The following is a 14,208-nucleotide window of genomic DNA, read 5'->3' as shown; positions in this document are numbered from 1 at the left end:
ACGGAACGTCAGCACGCCGCCGGGCCCGGCCGGATCAATCGTCGCGGTAGACCTTCTCGCGCCGCTCGTGACGCTCCTGCGCCTCGATGGAGAGCGTGGCGATGGGGCGCGCGTCGAGCCGCTTCAGGCTGATCGGCTCCCCCGTCTCCTCGCAATAGCCGTAGGAGCCGTCCTCGATCCGCCGCAGAGCGGAATCGATCTTGGAGATCAGCTTGCGCTGGCGGTCGCGGGCGCGCAGTTCCAGCGCGCGCTCCGACTCCGACGACGCCCGGTCGGCGATGTCTGCGAGGTTCATCTCCTCGCTCTGCATCGCGTGAACCGTCTCCCGGCTTTGCGACAGGATGTCGGCTTTCCAGGTTTCGAGCTTGCGCCGGAAATACTCCAGCTGCCGCTCGTTCATGAAGGGCTCGTCGTCCGACGGGACGTAATCTGCGGGCAATTCAACCGACATGAGCTTCTACCTGTCCCTCTCCATCCTCGGCATCCCTGACGTAAGAGACCCGGCTGGCACCACTGTTCCCCGCGCGAGTCGTCGGGAGAGATGCGGCGCTATATACGCGAATTTTCGCAGAAGTCACGTCATGAGTGTGCGCCGCCGCAAGGCAGACCGGCACGCGGAACGCTTGATGCGGGGGCGATGCCCCCCTAGCTTGCCTTTCGCGCGCGCGAAATTGACGAGGGAAGCAGCATGCGTTTCGAAGGCACGAGCACCTATGTCGCGACCGACGACCTGATGGTGGCGGTCAATGCGGCGATCCGGCTGGAGCGTCCGCTCCTCGTGAAGGGGGAGCCGGGGACCGGCAAGACGGTGCTGGCCGAGGAGATCGCCGGGGCGCTGGGCCTGCGCCTCGTCACATGGCACGTGAAGTCGACCACCAAGGCGCACCAGGGTCTCTACGAGTACGATGCCGTCTCCCGCCTGCGCGACAGCCAGCTCGGCGACCCGCGCGTGGAGGACGTGCGCAACTACATCGGCAAGGGCAAGCTGTGGGAGTCGTTCGAGTCGGACGAGCGTGTCGTCCTGCTGATCGACGAGATCGACAAGGCCGACATCGAGTTCCCGAACGACCTGTTGCAGGAACTCGACCGCATGGAGTTCTTCGTCTACGAGACCGGCGAGACGGTCCGCGCGAAGCAGCGCCCCATCGTCATCATCACCTCGAACAACGAGAAGGACCTGCCGGACGCCTTCCTGCGCCGGTGCTTCTTCCACTACATCCGCTTTCCCGACCGCGACACGATGCAGAGAATCGTCGACGTGCACTTCCCGGAGATCAAGGCGGACCTCGTGCGCGAGGCGCTGTCGGTCTTCTACGAGGTGCGCGACGTGCCCGGCCTGAAGAAGAAGCCGTCGACCAGCGAGGTCATCGACTGGCTGAAGCTGCTGATGGCCGAGGACATCGGGCCGGAGGTCCTGCGCGAGCGCGACCCCAAGAAGGTGATCCCGCCGCTGCATGGTGCGCTTCTGAAGAACGAGCAGGACGTGCACCTGCTGGAACGCCTCGCCTTCCTGCAGCGCCGGGGGCAATAGCCTCTCCCCCGCTGGCCGTGCCCGGGACGCCCGGCCGCGGACGGCCTAACCCCGCGTTAAGCATGCCGGTCTAGGCTCTCGCCCTGTATTCGGTTGGGTAGGGCGCGTAGCGGGTGAGCCTGACAGCGGTTGCCTCGATGCGGGAGCGGCAGATCGTGCCGGCGGCGCTTGCCGTCGGCATGTTTGTGCTCCTGTGCCTTCAGTTCTGGCCGTTCACCGCGGACGATGCGTGGATCGTCGCCCGATATGCCCACAACGCGGCCACGCACAGCGCGCTCGTCTATAATCCGGGAGAGCCGGTCAGCGCGCTGACCTCTCCCCTGCACGGGCTGATTGCCGCCGGGGTCGCGCTCCTGGGGCTCGACCCGGTCGGGGTGTGGCGGCTTGCCGGCCCGCTTCTCGCGCTCGGCGGCGTGCTGATCCTCGCCGCGCGCCTCGACGGGATGGCCCGCGCGATCTTCCTCGCGATAGCCGCCACCTCGCCGTTTCTTGCGCTCTGGTCCGTCGGCGGCCTCGAGACGCCGATGCTCGCGGGCATGCTCGCCGCGGCGGCGGCGCTTGCGCACGACCTCGGCCGCCAATCCGCACCCCGCAAGGCGGGACTTCTGCTGTTCCTGTGCGCACTGATCGTGCTGACCCGCCACGATGCCCTGCTGTTCGTGGCGCCGCTCGGCCTCGCGGTCCTCTGGCGCTACCGCGCCTCACCCTGCGCATGGGCAGGAGCGTTGGCGGGTGGCGGTTTGCTTGGAGCGTGGCTGCTGTACGCACAGCTTGCATACGGCACGCCCCTGCCCTCGTCCTTCTACGCAAAGGCCGGACTTGCATCCGGGGGCGCGCTGTTCGCGAACCTTGCCTATATTGCCGGCTTCGGCGTGCTTGCCCTCGGTCCGGTCCTGCTGCGCCGCGCGCGCATCGAAGCCGCGCCCGGCTCCTTCCGGCGCATGCTGCTGCTCGGCCTGCTCTGTCTCGCTCCCTACCTTGCGACGATGGCGACCGCGCACATGATGTTCGGTTACCGCGCGCTCGTCCCCTATCTGCCGGTTGCCGCGGCGCTTCTCGCGCCCGGCATCGCTGCCGCTGGCGCGGGTCTGCGGACGGCCATGGCAGCGGCGGGTGCCAACATTCTGCTCACTCTCGTGATGAGCGTGCACACGCTGAACCCGACCGTGTTCCACCTCCTTCTCCGCAACGACGGGAACACCTCGGCGCTCGAGGCGGCCTTGGCGCGGGAGTATGCGTTCGTGAGCCTGCGCGACTATGCGGGCTTTCTGGCGGTGCTGAGGGAGCAGGCGGGTGCCATCGCCACGGATTGGGCGGCGGACCCGCGCGCGGCGGCGCGCCCTCCGCGCATCCTGACCATCGCAGGCGGCGTGACCGCCGCGCGCCTACCCGAGGCGCACGTGATGGAATTTCTCGTCTCCTACAGGACCGGGTGCATGACCTCGGCAATGGATCTCGGCACGCTATGGCGCTCGGCCGACTACATCCAGACCTACCGCTGGCGCAGCGGTCCCCTCTTCCCGCCGATGCGTCCCGAAGACGGCGAGAAGGTGCTGGCCCTCCCTGTGCTGAGCGATGCGGCCATGGATTTCGAGCAGGAATTGCAGCCGGGCGCGTTCCCACGCGCAGACCGCCTGACGGTCTTCCGCAATCCTTCCGCGGTCCCCCCGCCCGAGGCGCTCAAGGTTGACATCACGGCACCCTGCACCTTCACACCGGGCTAGCATATCTCCGCGATCCACGTCCGGCACCTGCCACCTCTGCGCAAAGCCCACTGGCCGAGGGGGGCTCCGGGCGCTAGTCTCCCACCCGGAAACCAGTACCGGCGTGGAGGCTTGGACAAGGCATGACGGCAGACCGCAACCGCACGGCGCACCGCGCCGGGAGGCGCTAGGCGATGGGCTTTCTCGTTCTCGCCGTCGTGTTCGCCGCCGTTCTCGCCTGGGGCCGCCTGCGCAAGCGCCTGGGCTGGCCGGATGCCCTGATGCGCGCGGGCGTCTGGACGACCTTCGCGCTCGCGGCCTATTTCGTGATCATCGTCATCGTCCAGCGCGCCACCTGACAGGCCAAGGGAGCGCCGCCCCATGTTCCTCGACCTCTTCTACGAGATGAAGGCAGCCCGGCTACCCGTGTCCGTGCGGGAGTACCTGACGCTGCTGGAGGCGATGGACGCGCGCGTACCGGAATACTCCATCAACGACTTCTATTTCCTCGCGCGTGCCTCGCTCGTGAAGGACGAGAAGTTCCTCGACCGCTTCGACCAGGTTTTCGGCAAGGTGTTCAAGGGGCTGGAGCCGACACTTCCGATGGAAGAAGCCGTCGACATCCCCGCGGAATGGCTGAAGAAGCTCGCGGAACGCTTTCTGACGGAAGAGGAAAAGAAGCTTGTCGAGTCGCTGGGCGGCTGGGACAAGCTGATGGAGGAGTTCAAGAAGCGGCTCGAGGAGCAGAAGAAGCGTCACGAAGGCGGCAACAAGTGGATCGGCACGGCCGGCACCTCCCCCTTCGGCGCCTATGGCTACAATCCCGAAGGCATCCGGATCGGGCAGGACGGCAACCGGAACTTCTCCGCCGTGAAGGTCTGGGACAAGCGGGAGTTCCGAAACCTCGACACCGACGTCGAGATCGGCACCCGCTCCATCAAGGTCGCGCTGCGCCGCCTGCGCCGCTGGGCGCGCGAGGGTGCGGCGGAGGAGCTCGACCTCGACGGAACGATCAGCGAAACCGCCCGCCACGGCTATCTCGACATCCAGATGCGCCCCGAACGGCACAATGCCGTCAAGGTGCTGCTGTTCCTCGACATCGGCGGCTCGATGGATCCGCACGTGAAGCTGTGCGAGGAGCTGTTTTCCGCCGCCCGGTCCGAGTTCAAGAATCTCGAGCATTTCTACTTCCACAATTGCCTGTACGAGAGCGTGTGGAAGGACAATCGCCGCCGGTTCGAGGAGCGGACGCCCACCTGGGACGTGCTGCGCACCTACAACGCCGACTACAAGGCGGTCTTCGTCGGCGACGCGATGATGAGCCCCTACGAGATCGCCTATGCCGGCGGCTCGGTGGAGCACTGGAACGAGGAGCCGGGCGCGGTCTGGCTGCGCCGGATGACCGAGACCTTCTCCAAGTCTGTCTGGATCAATCCGGTGCCGGAGAAGCACTGGTCCTACACGCCCTCTGTCCAGATGATCCGGCAGATCTTCGAGGACCGCATGTTCCCGCTGACCCTCGACGGGCTCGACCGCGCGGTGAAGGCGCTCGGGCGCTAGGCGCCGCGCGCGGCCCGGCCATACACGGATTTTTCCTTGCACCTGCGTGCATCGGGCTGGTTGTGTCGGACGACAGGCGACACGAAGAACCGACGGGGTGCCCATGCCGCAGGACGTCTTGCTCAGCTTCAGCCGGGACGAATATGCCGACCGCATAGAACGTGTGCGCGTCAGCATGGAGGATGCGGGCATCGACGTGATGATCGCCACCGACCCGTCGAACATGGCCTGGCTGACGGGCTATGACGGCTGGTCCTTCTACGTCCACCAGGCGGTGATCGTGTTCGCGTCCGGAAACCCGATCTGGTGGGGCCGGAACATGGACGCCGCGGGCGCGATGCGCACGGTCTGGATGGACGAGGACCGCATCGTCGGCTACCCGGACAACCTCGTGCAGTCGCCCGACCGCCACCCCATGCAGCACCTCGCGGAACTGCTGATCGACATGGGCTTCGGCAAGTCGACCATCGGCGTGGAGATGGAGAACTACTACTTCTCCGCCGCCGCCCATGCCGCGCTGCGCGCGACGATGGAGCAGGCGCGTCTCTACGACGCCACCAACCTCGTCAACTGGTGCCGCATCGTGAAGTCGGAGACGGAGATCGGCTTCATCCGGCGGGCGGCCCGAATCTCCGACGGGCTGCACGCCCATGTGCTCGAGATGATCGAACCGGGGGTGCGCAAGTGCGACCTCGTGGCGGAGATCTATCGGACCGCCATCCGCGGCGCGGAGGACGAGGACGGCCCCTACGGCGGCGACTATCCGGCAATCGTGCCCATGCTGCCGACCGGGGTCGATGCGTCGGCCCCGCATCTCACCTGGGACGACCGGCAGCTGCGCGGCGGCGAGGGCACCTTCTTCGAGCTTTCGGGCTGCTACCGCCGCTACCATGCGCCGCTGTCGCGCACGGTCTATCTCGGCACGCCGCCCGACATCTGGTACCGCGCCGAGGAGGCGGTGCTGGCGGGTATCGAGGCTGCGCTCGACCAGTCCCGGCCCGGCAACACCTGCCACGATGTCTGGTACGCCTTCACCAGGGCACTCAACGCCCACGGCTTCACCAAGGAAAGCCGCATGGGCTATTCCATCGGCCTGTCCTATCCGCCCGACTGGGGCGAGCGCACCATGTCCTTCCGCAAGGACGACATGACGGTGCTGCAGGCAGGCATGACCTATCACCTGATGCCGGCGATCTGGCTCGACGACTGGGGGCTGGAGATTTCGGAGACTGTCCTCGTCACCGACACCGGGTCGCAGACGCTGTGCGAGACGCCCCGCAAGCTGTTCGTGAAGCCATGACTGCTCCCTCCCCGATCACGCCGACCATCGACTTCGACGCCGAGGGCGCGCACTACGGCCACCTGCGCCTGCCCTTCTCGCGCGACGACAGCGCCTGGGGGCACGTGATGATCCCGGTCGCCTGCCTGAAGAACGGCGACGGGCCGACCGTGCTCCTGACCGGGGGCAACCACGGCGACGAGTACGAAGGGCCGCTGGCTTTGGCCGGTCTCTCGCGCGAGATCGACATGACCGCGATGACCGGCCGCGCGATCTTCCTGCCCTTCATGAACCACCCCGCCGTGATGGCGGCGACTCGCACCTCGCCCATCGACGGCGGAAATCTCAACCGGCTGTTTCCCGGGCGGCCAGACGGCACGGTGACGCAGAAGATCGCGGACTATGTCGCCCGCCATCTCGTGCCGCTGGCAGACCTCGTGCTCGACATCCATTCGGGCGGCCGGACGCTCGACTTCCTGCCCTTCGCCGCCTCGCACATCCTGCCCGACAAGGCGCAGGAAGCAGCCTGCGCCGCCGCGCGCGATGCCTTCGGCGCGCCCTACGCCATGAGCCTGCTGGAGATCGACGCCGCAGGCATGCTCGACACGACCGTGGAGGAGATGGGCAAGGTCTTCGTCACGACGGAGCTTGGCGGTGGCGGCACCGCGACCGCACGCACGGTCGCCATCGCGCGGACCGGCGTGCGCAACGTTATGGCCCACGCGGGCGTTCTGCCGGGACCGGTCGCGCCCGCGCGCTCCGTCCGCCTCGACATGCCGTCGGGCGACTGCTTCGTCTTCGCCGACGCTGCGGGTCTTGTGGAACCCTGCGCCGACCTCGGAGACCGGGTGCAGGCTGGCGACGTGATCGCGCGCGTCCATGCGCCCGAGCGGCTGGGCGCGGCACCCGTGGAGCATCGCGCGAAGCTCTCAGGCCTTCTCGCAGGCCGGCATTTTCCGGGGAAGGTCCAGATGGGGGACTGTCTCGCGGTGGTCGCCGTCCCCACCGACTGAGGCAGGCTCAGAAGCAGCCGAGCGCGGTCAGAAGCCCGGCGAAATAGAGGTCCTCGTACCCCTTGGCCAGCGCCTCGCCGAACAGCACCAGAAGCCCCGCCGCCGCGCCCGCGGCGAGCAGCATTGCCGGACCGCGCCCGACCCGGCCGGGCTCCACGCTTTCAAGAAACTTATCCCCGGTGCGTTCCATCGCTCTAAAATAGCCATTGTCGCGCCGCTCTTGAAGTCCCTACCTCTCATCGCATCTCCTTGCCCGCACCCACGACAGCAAAACGACACTGACAGGGATGGAATATCCATGAAGCTTCTCGGACGTCCGCTTTCGCCCTACACCCGCCGCGTCGCGATCAGCCTGCGCCACTACGGGATGGCGTACGAGCAGATCCCGCTCGCCATCGTCAATCCGGAGCATCTGGCCGAGATCCGCCGCCACAACCCGCTGGGCCGCGTGCCGGTGCTCATTCTCGACGACGGCACGGCGCTGGTGGAATCGGGCGCGATCCTCGACACGCTGGACGAAATGGCGGGTCCGGAACGCGCCCTGATCCCGGCGAAGGGAACCGCGCGCCGCGACATGCTGCAGCTTCTCGCACTCCTGACCGGCGTCATGGACCGCGCGGTCGTCGCCTTCAACGAGGACACCCGCCGCCCGGAAGACAAGCGCTGGCCCGAATATTCCCAGCGCATGAAGGACAGCGCCGCGGCCGCGCTCGACGCGCTCGACGCCAGGCTCACCGCCGCGGGCGGCGACTGGTTCGCGGGCGGCAGGCTCAGCCAGGCCGACATCACCAGCGTCGTGCTATGGGAGTTTATGGAGGTCGCGAACGTCGGGCTTGCCGACGCGGACCGGTTCCCTGCGCTCGCGGCCCATGCGAAACGCCTCGGCGCGCAGGAGATGTTCGCCGCCACCAGCCCGAAGAACCAGTAGGCCCTCGCGGGGCAGCGCCTCAGGGCCGCGCGCTGCCCCAATAGTTGAAGGTCATGGGCCGCGGGCCGGGCAGATAGGCGGCCTGCAGGTCCTCGATGGCGAAGCCCGCTTCCCGGATCAGTTCCGGGATCGGCCGGCCCAGGTGGCAACCGCCCGCGATCGGTCCCCAGAACGGCTGGATGCGGTCCTGCCAGCGCCTGACGCCCGCATCGGGCGCTTCGCCATGTTCGAGGAACAGCATCCGCCCGCCGGGCTTCAGCACGCGCCGCATCTGCCTCAGCGCTGCCACCGCGTCGGGGATGGTGCAAAGGCTGTAGGTGACGACCACCGTGTCGATGCTTGCATCGTCGAGCGGGATCGCCTCCCCCGGCAGGCCGACCCGCTCCACCGGGAAGCCGAGGCTTTGCCGCCGCCTGCGCGACAGCTTCCAGATATGGTCGTCGGGTTCGACGCCGATCACGCGGTCGACCCTCGCGGGATCGTAGTGCGGCAGGTTCAGGCCGGAGCCGATGCCGACCTCCAGCACCGTGCCCTCCGCTGCGGGCACGACCTTTTCGCGCTGGCGGGTGACCATGGAAACCCCGCACGCCAGATCGATCAGGCGCGGCAGCACATGCCGGTCGTAGAGCGTTTTCATGATCGGCGCAGCATAGCAGAGAAGCGCCCCGGCGTCATTCGGGACACCCGATACGGCTTCAGTCGGGCTCGGACCCCGGCGCCAGCGTCACGTGCAGCCCGTCGAGCGCCTCGCTCATCAGGATCTGGCAGGAGAGGCGGGAGTTGTCCTCCACCGCCGGGGCGGTATCGAGCATCTCCAGCTCCTCGTCGGTCGCCGGGACCAGCCGGTCCATCCAGTCCTCGTCCACATAGACGTGGCAGGTGGCGCAGGAGCACGCGCCCCCGCACTCCGCCTTGATGGGCAGGCCCCAGTCGCGGATGATCTCCATCACGCGCCAGCCTTCGATGCCTTCGAGCTCGTGCTCCTTGCCGGTCTGGTCGGTGACGCGGATCTTCATCGCAACTCTCCCGGAATTCAGGCGACGCCGAGCTTCTGCTGCAGGTTGGTCGACGACGTCGTGTACTGGAACCGCAGCTTGGCGTCGGGATAGACATAGCGGAAGGCCGCCTGCGCCATCAGCGCCGTCTCGTGGAAGCCCGACAGGATCAGCTTCAGCTTGCCCGGATACCAGTTGATGTCGCCCACCGCGAAGATCGACGGCTCGCTCGTCTCGAACTTCTCCGTGTCCACGGGGATCAGGTTCTCGTGCAGGTTCAGCCCGAAATTGGCGACCGGCCCCAGCTTCATCGTCAGCCCGTAGAAGGCTAGCATCGCGTCCGCCGGGATCGTCTCGTCGCCGGTTTCCTTGGAGGCGACGCCCACCCCCGTCAGCTGCGGCGCAGCGCCTTCCAGCGATTGCAGCTTCGCGATCTTCAGGTCCATTTCGCCCGCCGCGACGGCCGAGCGCATCTTGTTCACGCTGTCGGGTGCGGCGCGGAAGCCGTCGCGGTGATGGACCAGCGTCACACGCTCCGCCACGTCCTTCAGGTTCAGAGCCCAGTCGAGCGCGGAATCGCCGCCGCCCGCGATCACCAGCCGCTTGCCGCGGAAGGCGTCCATCTTGCGCACCGCGTAGAAGACCGAGGTGCCCTCATAGGCCTCGATCCCCTCCAGCGCCGGCTTCTTCGGTGTGAACGAGCCGCCGCCCGCCGCGATCACGATGACGCGGGCGTCGACGACCGTGCCTGCGCTCGTCGTCACGCGCCAGCGGCCCTCGTCCGTCTTCGCGATGGCCTCCGCCGTCTGGCCCAGGTGGAACACCGGGTCGAACGGCGCGATCTGCTGCATCAGCCGGTCCGTCAGCTCCTGGCCCGTGACCACCGGCAGCGCCGGGATGTCGTAGATCGGCTTCTCGGGATAAAGCTCCGCGCACTGGCCGCCCGGCACTTCGAGAACGTCGATCAGGTGCGCCTTTATGTCGAGCAGGCCAAGCTCGAACACGGCGAAGAGGCCCACCGGCCCCGCCCCCACGATGACTGCGTCCGTGCGGTACTCGCCCCCGGGCTCGGCCTGGACGGGAGCTGCGATTCTTGCGTTTTCCATGAGACTCAGAACTGCTTTTCAGGAAGCCGGACGATCAGGCCGTCCAGCTCGCGCGTGACACGGATCTGGCAGGACAGCCGCGAGTTCTCGCGTACGTCGAACGCGAAGTCGAGCATGTCCTCCTCCATTTCGGACGGCTTTCCCACCTTTTCTCCCCAAGACGGGTCCACATAGACGTGGCAGGTGGAGCAGGCGCATGCGCCGCCGCAATCGGCGTCGATGCCGGGAACGGCATTCTTCACTGCCCCTTCCATTACGGAGAGACCTTCGGCGACCTCAAGCTCGTGCGGGGTTCCGTTGAATTCGATGTAGGTGATCTTGGCCATGAGCGCTTCCGGTAGGCAGGACAGGTTCGACAAAGCCGGGACGTGGCTGGGCGCGGCGCTGACATAGCGCATCTCGGCCGATTGTCACAGCCTTTCAAGCCCCCGGCCGACAATGCACGGCTGACGTTGGCAGTCCGCAGGCGTCAGTCGAGAGCGACCGTCATGCCCTCGCGCGCGACGAAGGCGCCCGCCCACGTCGCCTGCGCCTCGGCGGCAATCGCGTCCATGACGGGGTCGTCGTGGTCGGGATCGTGGTGGAAGATCGCCAGGCGCTTGGCCTGCGCCAACCGGCACAGGCGCACCGCCTCCTGCCAAGTGGAATGTCCCCAGCCGACCTTCGCCGGGAACTCTGCATCCGTGTAGGTGCAGTCGTAGATCACCAGGTCCGCCCCCTCGATCAGTCCGAGGACCGACTGGTCGGGCTGGCCCGGCAGATGCTCGGTATCGGTGACGTAGCAGACCGCGCGGCCGCCATGCTCGATCCGGTAGGCGCACGCGCCGTCCGGATGGTTCAGCGCCGCGGTCACCACCCGCGTGCCGCCGCCCAGCTGGAACCGGTCGCCGGCGGTAAAGTCGTCGAACGTCATGGCGGCCTTCATGATCCCGATGGGCACGGGGAAGAAGGGCTTCGACATCTGCTCCGACAGGACCCTGCCGATCTGCGTGTGGGCGGGCAGATGGCCTGCCATGATGCGCAGGGACCGGTCCGGATGATAGGCCGGCGTAAAGAACGGAAACCCGTTGATGTGGTCCCAGTGGGTATGCGTCAGAAGCAGCGTTGCGCGCCGCTCCTCCCGCTTCATCAGCGCAAGTCCCAGTTCCCGGATGCCGGTGCCGGAGTCGAGGATGAAGGTCTGGTCCCCGGCCCTGACCTCGATGCAGCTCGTGTTTCCGCCGTAGCGCACATACCGCGCGCCAGGACAGGCGATAGAGCCGCGTACGCCCCAGAATGTCACCGTGAACGTCACTGGCCCGACCCCGCCGGTTGCTGCACCGGAAAAACCTTAGACCGCGTGCGTGATCTTGTTAAGGGATAGGCGCCGCGTCAGGCTGGCACGGGCCCGGGCACGCGCTCAAGCTGCCTTGACGCGCTGCAGATAGCCGGCGGCGGCCTGCTTCACATCTTCCACGCTTGCCGCAAGCGTTGCCAGGTGGCGGGCGCGGACGTCCTCGTCCTCATGCCGGATGGCTTCGGCGGCGGCGGCCTGCGCCGACAGGACCTGGGCCCCGATCGCGCGGGCCGAGCCCTTAAGGCTGTGCGCCGCCTCGTGCCAGGCGAGGTCGTCTTTCGCCCCGCCGAGCCGCTCCAGGTAGATATCCACCTGCGCCACGAACAGTTCCAGGATTTCGCAGGCCAGCGCCTGATCGCCAAGCGTGTAGTGCATCAGGTGCGCCTCGTCGATCACGCAGCGGTCCGCAGATGCCGCCTCGCCGCCCCGCACCCTTTCACTGCCCGCATACGCCATGGAACGCCCCCGAAAGTCCGCACTTCGGGGGAGCTTGCGCCTGTCTGCCTTGCCCGCGGGTTAACGGCCGGGGTCGAAAGCACGCATGACGTGTTTTTCCTGTTGGGCAGGCAACCGCTCAGGACGCGCCGGGCGTGCGGCCGGCGGCCTTTCGTCCTGCCTCGGTCAGCCGGCAGACGAGCCAGTCGGGCTTGAGCGGATTATGGAACCATGGCTCGGCCCAGCCGGCCTCGACGCACGCGCGCACCGTGCGTGCATCGACGGCCCGTCCCTCGCCGTCGAACAGCGGCAACTTGCCGCCGGGCTGCGTCAGCCCGCGTTCCAGGTACCGCCGCTGCGCCACCGTCGGCGGCTTGCGCCCCTCCCGCTTCATGCCCTGCCCCCTTGTGCCCCCGCGCGCTTCCTGCAGACACGCCACGCACACATACGGAGGTTTCCGCATGCCCGCCTGCGTGGACGCGCACACGCCGGATAGTGTAATGCAGTGTCAAGGGTCAAGCAGGGGCGATCGGGACGCGACGATGACACAAGGCACGTCTGACCGGCGGGAACGCAGGGAGATCGGCGGCGGCGCAACCGGCGCCATCTATTTCGTGGTCGCGGTCTTTTCGGTCGTCTGGATCGGCGCCGTGATCGCCTATGTCCGCGGTTATTTCGGCATCGGCGCGGATGCGGGCATGAACCCTGCCAACTGGGGGCTGGCGCCGCACGTGCTCGCCTCTCTCGCCATCCTCGGCATATTGCCGCCGCTGTTCGTGTGGCTTGCGGCGCTTTCGCTGCACCGGGCGGCGACGCTCACGCGAATCGCCACGGAACTGACGCACGCCACGCGGCGGCTGAGCGCGCCGATGGATTTCGCTCGCGAAGATGCCGACACGGCGGCTGCCGGGTTCGAGCGGCGTATCCAGGCGATGGCGACCGCACTCGACGGTCTCGACCGGACCATGAAGGACATCGAGGAACGGCTGGCAGAGCAGATCTCTGCAGTGCAGTCCGCGGGCCGCCAGATCGGGACAGAGGCACAGCAGATCGAGAAGCATTTGGCAGCCGAGCGGGAGGCGCTGCGCGACGTTGCGCACCTGCTGGGCAACGAGGCGAACCAGGTGGCACGCATGTTCGGCTCCGCGAGCGAGGGGGGCGGCAGGCACGCCCCTGCCGGCGGCGCCGATGCCGATGCCCTCGCCGAGATCGGGGCGGCGCTCACCGGGGCACGACAAGACGGGGATGCACGGGAAGCGGACGAAGCGGTCCCCGCGGCAACGGCCCGCGGCGAGGACGGCCGCCCCCTGACGCCGCTGGAAGAACTGACGGCTTATCTCGCCCACCACCGCTCGACCCAGGATGCGGCCAAGGCGCTCGCGCTGATGAAGAAGGCGGCATCGGAGAACAGTGACGCAGGTCCCGAGGGCCGGGAGGGCGCGCGCCCGTCCCGCTATCCGCTCGCTTCCGACCTGCTCGACATGTCCGACACCGAGGAAGCCCGTGCAGGGGATGGCATCGAGGATGCGGCACGGGAGCAGAGCCAGCACGCCCTCCATCTGGGCGTGCCGGATGAGGAGGCCGGCCCCGGTCCGCAGGACGAAGATGCGGTGGACGGGGACACCGGCCCCGGCGCGGCGGACGAGGAGAGCCAGGAGGCCGGGCTGGACCTGGACCTCGAGGAGAGCGAGGCCGGGGAACTCGCCGAACTTGAGGTGTTCGACGAGGAGCAGGAGGAGCCGCAGGCCGCCGAGCCGGAACCGGAAGCCGCCGCCCCCACGCGCGAGGCCGCGCTCGCCGTCGCCGCGACCGATGACGGCGAGCATGCGGAACTCGACGAATCGGCGCTGGAGGATCTTCCCTCATCCCTCCTTCTGGATCTGCCCAAGGCGTTGAAAACCCAGCTTGAAGGGCTCCATGCGCTGACGATCGATCTCAACCGGCTGCTCGGCACCAATCCGCCCGTTGCGAACTGGCGCCGCTACATGAACGGGGAGCGGGACGTCTTCACGCTGCACCTGATCCGCTGGGCCGCCGACCGGCAGGAGAACCTGGCGACTGCCTATGGCGCCAGCGAGGAATTCCGCAAGTATGCCGACCGCTACCTCACCAACTACGGGAAGCTGACGGAGGCGCTCGACGCGGCGGACGGGCTCGAGGCGCAGCGCGGCGCCCTGCCGGCAACCGACGTGACCCTGATTGCCGACCTCCTGATCGCTGCGCGCGATGCGCGGGCCACGGAGGCCGAAAGCGAAGAGACAGAGGCCGGCGAAACCAGCTGACCGTCAGGACAGCGCCCGGAACCTCCCGATCGCGGCGCGC

Annotated in this window: 17 protein-coding genes; 8 read left to right on the top strand and 9 right to left on the bottom strand. The window is 67.7% G+C overall.

From position 1 onward, the window contains the following. Positions 1-34 precede the first annotated feature (34 nt). Positions 35-451, bottom strand: a complete 417-nt coding sequence (dksA, locus tag NJQ99_RS01290) for an RNA polymerase-binding protein DksA (RefSeq protein WP_269330996.1) — start codon at positions 449-451, stop codon at positions 35-37. A gap of 237 nt (positions 452-688) precedes the next feature. Between dksA and NJQ99_RS01285 the strand changes: the two genes are divergently transcribed. The 6 genes from NJQ99_RS01285 (at position 689) to doeB (ending at position 7,086) form a co-directional block, all read left to right on the top strand. Continuing rightward, entirely contained in the window at positions 689-1,531 is an 843-nt protein-coding gene (locus NJQ99_RS01285; RefSeq protein ID WP_269330995.1) for an AAA family ATPase, read from the top strand. 113 nt (positions 1,532-1,644) lie between these two features. Next, positions 1,645-3,255 carry a hypothetical protein gene (locus NJQ99_RS01280; protein ID WP_269330994.1) on the top strand — a complete coding sequence of 537 codons (1,611 nt, stop codon included), beginning with the start codon at positions 1,645-1,647 and terminating at the stop codon, positions 3,253-3,255. Between the two features lie 173 nt (positions 3,256-3,428). Further along, complete coding sequence (locus tag NJQ99_RS01275) at positions 3,429-3,593, top strand: hypothetical protein (protein ID WP_269330993.1); 165 nt, start codon at positions 3,429-3,431, stop codon at positions 3,591-3,593. Positions 3,594-3,615: 22 nt separating this feature from the next. Continuing rightward, entirely contained in the window at positions 3,616-4,794 is a 1,179-nt protein-coding gene (locus tag NJQ99_RS01270; RefSeq protein WP_269330992.1) for a vWA domain-containing protein, read from the top strand. 103 nt (positions 4,795-4,897) lie between these two features. Then, positions 4,898-6,094 carry a M24 family metallopeptidase gene (locus NJQ99_RS01265; protein WP_269330991.1) on the top strand — a complete coding sequence of 399 codons (1,197 nt, stop codon included), beginning with the start codon at positions 4,898-4,900 and terminating at the stop codon, positions 6,092-6,094. Then, positions 6,091-7,086 (top strand): N(2)-acetyl-L-2,4-diaminobutanoate deacetylase DoeB, encoded by a 996-nt coding sequence (doeB, locus tag NJQ99_RS01260; protein WP_269330990.1) that lies wholly within the window; start codon positions 6,091-6,093, stop codon positions 7,084-7,086. The genes NJQ99_RS01265 and doeB overlap by 4 nt, the downstream gene beginning before the upstream one ends. Positions 7,087-7,093: 7 nt before the next feature. On the opposite strand, the gene NJQ99_RS01255 is transcribed toward doeB, so the two are convergent. After that, positions 7,094-7,276, bottom strand: a complete 183-nt coding sequence (locus NJQ99_RS01255; RefSeq protein ID WP_269330989.1) for a hypothetical protein — start codon at positions 7,274-7,276, stop codon at positions 7,094-7,096. Positions 7,277-7,384: 108 nt separating this feature from the next. On the opposite strand from NJQ99_RS01255, the gene NJQ99_RS01250 reads away from it, so the two are divergent. Next, complete coding sequence (locus NJQ99_RS01250) at positions 7,385-8,014, top strand: glutathione S-transferase family protein (RefSeq protein ID WP_269330988.1); 630 nt, start codon at positions 7,385-7,387, stop codon at positions 8,012-8,014. 19 nt (positions 8,015-8,033) lie between these two features. Here the strand turns inward: NJQ99_RS01250 and NJQ99_RS01245 are convergent, their stop codons facing one another. The 7 genes from NJQ99_RS01245 to NJQ99_RS01215 form a co-directional block, all read right to left on the bottom strand. Further along, complete coding sequence (locus tag NJQ99_RS01245; RefSeq protein ID WP_269330987.1) at positions 8,034-8,651, bottom strand: class I SAM-dependent methyltransferase; 618 nt, start codon at positions 8,649-8,651, stop codon at positions 8,034-8,036. Positions 8,652-8,709: 58 nt separating this feature from the next. After that, positions 8,710-9,030 (bottom strand): 2Fe-2S iron-sulfur cluster-binding protein, encoded by a 321-nt coding sequence (locus NJQ99_RS01240; RefSeq protein ID WP_269330986.1) that lies wholly within the window; start codon positions 9,028-9,030, stop codon positions 8,710-8,712. 17 nt (positions 9,031-9,047) lie between these two features. Further along, on the bottom strand, positions 9,048-10,115 hold the full coding sequence (locus NJQ99_RS01235; RefSeq protein ID WP_269330985.1) for an NAD(P)/FAD-dependent oxidoreductase: 1,068 nt from the start codon (positions 10,113-10,115) through the stop codon (positions 9,048-9,050). 5 nt (positions 10,116-10,120) lie between these two features. Further along, positions 10,121-10,441, bottom strand: a complete 321-nt coding sequence (locus NJQ99_RS01230) for a 2Fe-2S iron-sulfur cluster-binding protein (protein ID WP_269330984.1) — start codon at positions 10,439-10,441, stop codon at positions 10,121-10,123. 143 nt (positions 10,442-10,584) lie between these two features. Further along, positions 10,585-11,409, bottom strand: coding sequence for an MBL fold metallo-hydrolase (locus NJQ99_RS01225; RefSeq protein WP_269330983.1), 825 nt, complete (start codon positions 11,407-11,409; stop codon positions 10,585-10,587). Positions 11,410-11,514: 105 nt separating this feature from the next. After that, a complete protein-coding gene (locus tag NJQ99_RS01220) occupies positions 11,515-11,907 on the bottom strand; it encodes an Hpt domain-containing protein (RefSeq protein ID WP_269330982.1) in 393 nt (130 codons plus the stop codon). 118 nt (positions 11,908-12,025) lie between these two features. Further along, on the bottom strand, positions 12,026-12,280 hold the full coding sequence (locus tag NJQ99_RS01215) for a hypothetical protein (protein WP_269330981.1): 255 nt from the start codon (positions 12,278-12,280) through the stop codon (positions 12,026-12,028). Between the two features lie 148 nt (positions 12,281-12,428). On the opposite strand from NJQ99_RS01215, the gene NJQ99_RS01210 reads away from it, so the two are divergent. Further along, positions 12,429-14,168 carry a hypothetical protein gene (locus tag NJQ99_RS01210; protein ID WP_269330980.1) on the top strand — a complete coding sequence of 580 codons (1,740 nt, stop codon included), beginning with the start codon at positions 12,429-12,431 and terminating at the stop codon, positions 14,166-14,168. Positions 14,169-14,208: the final 40 nt, after the last annotated feature.

This window comes from Futiania mangrovi (genome assembly GCF_024158125.1).
GTDB lineage: Bacteria > Pseudomonadota > Alphaproteobacteria > Futianiales > Futianiaceae > Futiania > Futiania mangrovi.
Note: the sequence above shows the minus strand (reverse complement) of the source record. Positions and strands in the feature narration are given on the sequence as shown.